Source organism: Salinihabitans flavidus (assembly GCF_900110425.1).
Classification (GTDB): Bacteria; Pseudomonadota; Alphaproteobacteria; order Rhodobacterales; family Rhodobacteraceae; genus Salinihabitans; species Salinihabitans flavidus.
Genome location: NZ_FODS01000062.1, coordinates 1 through 4967 on the forward strand (window position 1 = coordinate 1; position 4967 = coordinate 4967).

At 59.2% G+C, this 4967-nt stretch carries 7 protein-coding genes; 4 read left to right on the top strand and 3 right to left on the bottom strand.

Annotation, left to right across the window (positions count from 1 at the left end; all coding sequences use genetic code 11):
• The 3 genes from BMW66_RS19665 to BMW66_RS19675 all read left to right on the top strand — a co-directional run.
• A partial coding sequence (locus tag BMW66_RS19665; protein ID WP_139196330.1) for an integrase core domain-containing protein occupies positions 1-307 on the top strand: 307 nt, incomplete at its 5' end.
• A 145-nt stretch (positions 308-452) separates the two neighbouring features.
• Positions 453-1055, top strand: coding sequence for an EF-hand domain-containing protein (locus tag BMW66_RS19670; RefSeq protein WP_093120859.1), 603 nt, complete (start codon positions 453-455; stop codon positions 1053-1055).
• Between the two features lie 63 nt (positions 1056-1118).
• The gene (locus tag BMW66_RS19675) at positions 1119-1505 is read left to right on the top strand and encodes a DUF302 domain-containing protein (protein WP_093120860.1); all 387 of its coding nucleotides are present in this window, start codon (positions 1119-1121) and stop codon (positions 1503-1505) included.
• 1019 nt (positions 1506-2524) lie between these two features.
• On the opposite strand, the gene BMW66_RS20785 is transcribed toward BMW66_RS19675, so the two are convergent.
• From BMW66_RS20785 to BMW66_RS19685, 3 genes are all read right to left on the bottom strand, one after another.
• Entirely contained in the window at positions 2525-2656 is a 132-nt protein-coding gene (locus BMW66_RS20785) for a hypothetical protein (RefSeq protein ID WP_281242670.1), read from the bottom strand.
• Between the two features lie 14 nt (positions 2657-2670).
• The gene (locus BMW66_RS19680) at positions 2671-3072 is read right to left on the bottom strand and encodes a helix-turn-helix domain-containing protein (protein ID WP_093120862.1); all 402 of its coding nucleotides are present in this window, start codon (positions 3070-3072) and stop codon (positions 2671-2673) included.
• A 323-nt stretch (positions 3073-3395) separates the two neighbouring features.
• Positions 3396-4616 (bottom strand): DUF927 domain-containing protein, encoded by a 1221-nt coding sequence (locus BMW66_RS19685; RefSeq protein ID WP_093120863.1) that lies wholly within the window; start codon positions 4614-4616, stop codon positions 3396-3398.
• Between the two features lie 116 nt (positions 4617-4732).
• Here BMW66_RS19685 and BMW66_RS19690 point away from each other — a divergent pair.
• Positions 4733-4967, top strand: a 235-nt coding sequence (locus tag BMW66_RS19690) for a transposase (protein WP_139196332.1), incomplete at its 3' end; no start/stop codon positions are given.

Sequence of the window (4967 nt, forward strand, 5' to 3'; positions counted from 1 at the left end):
AGGCAGCCAATACTTGTCGATCCGATACACCGAGCGGCTCGCCGAGGCCGGCATCGACACATCAGTCGGCAGCGTCGGGGATTCCTACGACAACGCCCTCGCCGAAAGCATCATCGGCCTGTTCAAGACCGAGGTCATCAAGTTCCTTGGCCCCTGGAAGTCCGTTGGTCAGGTCGAATGGGAAACCCTGAAATGGGTCGACTGGTATAACAACACCCGCCTGCACAGCGCCATTGGCTACGTCACGCCGCAAGAAGCAGAGGAGGCCTTCTATGCAAGCTTGAATGCCGTCGAAAAAGTAGCCTAATCATTGAACCAGAAACTCTCCGGTAAACCCGGGGCGGTTCATTCCTGCCTTGTGACATCGCGTTACATGATCTTGGTTGGCGGTTCTTGCGCGCCGCGCTTGAGTGAACAGATGATCTGGTAGCTTCAACTCAGGAGAGAAGAAAATGACCTTCAGAATGACCGGAATAGTAACATTTGCCATGCTCCTCGGCCTCGCGACCTCTGGTGCGGCTCTCGCCCACGGCCACGGCGATCGCGGCCAGGTCGCCGACGGTTGCAGCGGGCTAGGTATGGCCATGCAGGGCAAAGGCATGATGCCGGGCGGCATGATGGATCAGATGGGCAGCGGCATGATGCAAATGCATGGGCAAATGATGGGCTCCGGCATGATGGGACCGTTGCAGGAAAGCATGATGAGTCGCATGGGCGGTGGCATGATGGCCCAGCTCGATCAGGACGGCGATGGTGAGGTGACCGCCGCGGAAGTCCGGAGCGGGCTCTCGGCCAAGCTGTCCGAATACGACGTGGACGGAGACGGCACATTGTCGATTGCAGAGTTCGAAACGCTCCACACCGCGATGATTCGCGAGGTGATGGTGGACCGATTTCAGCATCTCGATGCCGATGGAGACGGACAGGTAACAGACGATGAAATGACGGCGCCGGCGAACCGTATCGAACGCATGCAGCAGATGCGTGAGCGGATGATGGAGCGGCGCGGCAATATGCCAATGAAAGACGGTGGCGGCATGATGAAAGACAATTGATCAAGGGCGCGCTATTTTCGCATCCAAACCGACCACCCATAGGTGCCAAAACAGGAGAAATGTATGAGTTATACGTATGATCGCACGCTTGCAGACACGAGGATCGATGACGCTGAAATGCGTGTGCGCGAGGCCTTGGCCGAAGCCGGATTCGGTGTTCTGACCGAGATCGACGTGCAGGCCACGATGAAGAAGAAGATCGACGCCGACATAGCCCCGTATCGCATTCTGGGGGCCTGCAACCCGGAGATGGCTTATGAAGCCATCGGCCTGGAACCGCGCGTCGGCGCGATGCTACCCTGCAACGTGATCCTGCGCGAGATCGAAGGCGGCACCGAGGTGAGCGCGATCAACCCGGTCGCCTCGATGACTGCGATCGACAATAACGAGTTGTCGGACGTGGCTGGACAGGTGCGCGACATGCTGAAAGCCGCAATCGACGCGGCTTGAAGGACACGCGCACAGCAGACTGAGGCTGACGGCTCTGTTTGTAATCGGTCTTGACGGCGACGGGATCGCGTGGCGAAGACCACGCCCCGTCGCTGTTTCGCAATGCATTTTCGGCGTTGCACGCGAACCTTGTTATAGGAGCATTCGTGCACCCGGAGTTGCCGGCGCCAGAACCCATCCCCATCGCACCCGTGCAAATTTCCTAGGACTTCTTTCTTCCCATGGTCAAATGCGACGGCTCCCGTCGGGATGTCGCGCCATTCCTCGGCGGGGATCAAAACAAGCCATAGTTCGGATGCGATCGGAGCACCTCCGCATTTTCCTGTTTGAGCAGGTCATGCCTCCGCACAAGTTTGTGGCCCGATAGACTGTTCATCCTCATGACCGGACACCTCTCTCATCCAGGACCGACTGGCCTTCGATAGAGAAACCAAGGAAGCATCAAGACCGTGGCGCAAATCCGCAAACTGGCGCACGACATCACCGACGGCATCTGTTCTGGTGACAGCGCGCAACAGTTGGGCGGTTCTACGGATCGGAGGGTTGCGGACCACCCATGGGACGCACAAATGGCCTCCGCGCGCCTGCGAGCACTCCTCTGGACGAGGCGGAACGCCACCTTCCTGAACAGCCACAGATCGTCATCCATAGCTGCGAGACGCGCCATAACCACGCCAGCCTGGACCGTCAGACGCCTTTCTGGGAGATTTCTCCGAGAGATCGAGGCGGCACAGAACTGCGAGAGCGCCGGAAAGGCCTTGTTTTTATGGCGCTACCCGATGGGACGGGTTGACAATTCACCGCGAAAAACCGTTTTTCGGGCGATTTCTGTCAACTTCAGGTAAACCTTTGTCAACCTTTAGCCGGAGAAAGAGGCCATTCTTGGGGACTTCTGCCCCCAAGAAGGTTTCCAACTTTTTTGCTTGGGTAAACCTTTGTCGACCTTCGGCAACCCCCTCGGGATCCGGCGAGGGATGGCATTGCAGCCATTCCTTGCCGAGGTTCTCGTTCCTCCTGTTCTATGCTCTCTTGGGCTCACAGATGCGGCGCAGAAGCTGCACACGCCGGAGGGTGGGTGCAGGGTTGCGGTCCAGGCTGATCATCCGGAAGAACACCAACCAGGCGCGCTCGTTCTCGGTGAGATCTTTCATCTGCAGCATCTCCTTCACCGGCCGAAGATCGCATTGATCGCCGCCTGCGACCGACTGGTGATCCGCGGATCGGTGTTGTCGGTGGCCGTGCGGATCGCCTCAATCCAGCCCAGCTCGTTCGCGGTGATCGGCGTTCCGAAGATCTCGATGATGGCCCGAGCCGCCAGGTCGCCCACTGCCTGCTCCAGGGCCAAGCGCATCAAATAGGCCGGGTCGCTCTCCAGCGCCTTGGCCATCGAGGGCACGCGGTCCAGAGCCAGCTTGCTGGTGCCGTTCTTGATCATCGTGATCATGTTCGGATTCGGATAGCCGGCCTCGTTGGCGATCTGAAGCTGGGATTTCTTCGGCCGAAGCTCCAGCACGCGGCGCTCCACGTATTTTGCCAATCCGGTGTCGGCATGCGGTTTCTTGGACATTGTCATTCTCTCATATGTGACGCAGCACTCGCTGCACGTTTTCATTATAGAAATGCGTGCATGGGGACGTGCGGCAGGAGGAGAGAACTCGTGATGTTCTACATTTCCCATTCTTGTTGGACATTGTGACCAGCGGGCGGGCAGTGGCGCTCTCGTGCATCAGGGTGATCGCCAATTCGTAGCTTTCAGGTTCCGATTCTCGGTTGGACCACTTGGACCGCGTTGAAAATAAAACGTTTTCCTGGTCCAAGTGGTCCGTCCGGTCCAACAGGTCCGGCGTGGGAGAGAGGTAAATCGCCACTCGCTTGCCGTAGCTGTGTTGGTCAGGCCTCGTTCGCTGCCACGAGTGCGGTCGCGCGAATGGCGTATACCCTCGGACGCCCCGGGCTGTTGCGTCCCATCCTGACCTGAAACCCGCCGCCGCTCTGGGTTTTCAAGAAGCCACCCTCGGAATGCAGGCGGGCCATTTCGCTCGGGTTGTTCTCACCGTGCATGGCCTTCCAGCATTCGGGCCGGATGTAGAACCACTCCTGATCCCGCCAGCCATCGACCGGATCATGGCCGGTGGTGCCGATCGTCTGGAAACGATCGAGGTGCTTAGAGGTATAGTCCTTCGTGCGCTGCACCGCGCTCTCGATCTCCTTGTTGGTGGTGCCGTCCCGGTGCTCAAACCAGGTCAGAAACATCTCCTGGGCAACATCCCGAGCCGCGCCTTTCGGCCAGCCGGTCAGTCCCGCCTGCGTGGCCAGTTCACCGGCAAGTGCCGCCAGCGCGAAACGCTTCAGGACACGATGAACCTGGCCATCACCGGGCGACACATCTGCCTTCTTCCCGACGGAGCGGCAGAAGATATCAATATTTGTCCGCCAGTTCCCCACCTTGTCCGTGGCCCTCATCAGCTTTTCCACGAAGATCGGACCGGCGTGCCCGCAATTCTCAAGGCATGCGTGATCGACACGCTCTGCAAAGACCTTGCTGTTTTCCGATCCGTGCAGCACATCGAATGCGCCTTCCGCACGAGAGTCCGCTTCGAGATTGATCAGGCGCAGGTCCTGACCTGCATATATCTTGCGACCGACGCTGGCCATGTGCTCTTCGAGTGAGACCTCGCCGCTCGACAGCACGGGCACGCGCCACCGCTGCGGTGTCTGCGGCGACCCATTCGACTTTGCCCTGAGCCTGCCCTGGCCGTTGGCCAGCATGTAGACAATGTCGCCCACCATCCTGGGATCGGCCTTGTGCAGCTCCTCGATGTTCAAGAAGGTATCGTTGAACGCGGTGGCGACTCCTTCAAAGCCGCTCGGCGTGCCGTTCCAGCTCTGCAGCAGTGCGCGCGCGCCCCAGACAGAGGTGGCGACATACTGGATCGTCGACTTGCCGCGCGAGGACACTCCGCGCAGATGGAAACCACTTCCGGTCTGCCCGAGGATGGACAGCAGCGGCCCTGTAAAGGCATGGGAAACCGCCAGCATCATCAGCGGATTCCCGACGCAGGGGGCCGCGACCTCCTTCTTCCATGCCGCCAACGTGCCCTTGGTGTGAATTGTGCGGCCATCAGATCCTCAGAGACGCTGTCCGTCGTGACCTGCCCCCCAAAAACCGGGCCATTCAAAAGTAGAGTTTGTTCTCGTAACGTTCAAAACGACAAGGAGAACAGACGATGCGCAAATCACGTTTCACCGAAGAACAGATCGTGGGGATTCTGCAGGAGTATGCGGCCGGGGCGAAGGTCTCGGAGCTGTGCCGCAAGCACGGCATGTCGGATGCTACGCTGTATAAGTGGAAGGCCAAGTATGGCGGCATGACGGTGTCCGAGCTGCGCCGCCTGAAGGATCTTGAGGCGGAGAATGCCGAACTCAAGCGTCTCCTGGCCGATGCCATGCTGGATAACGCCG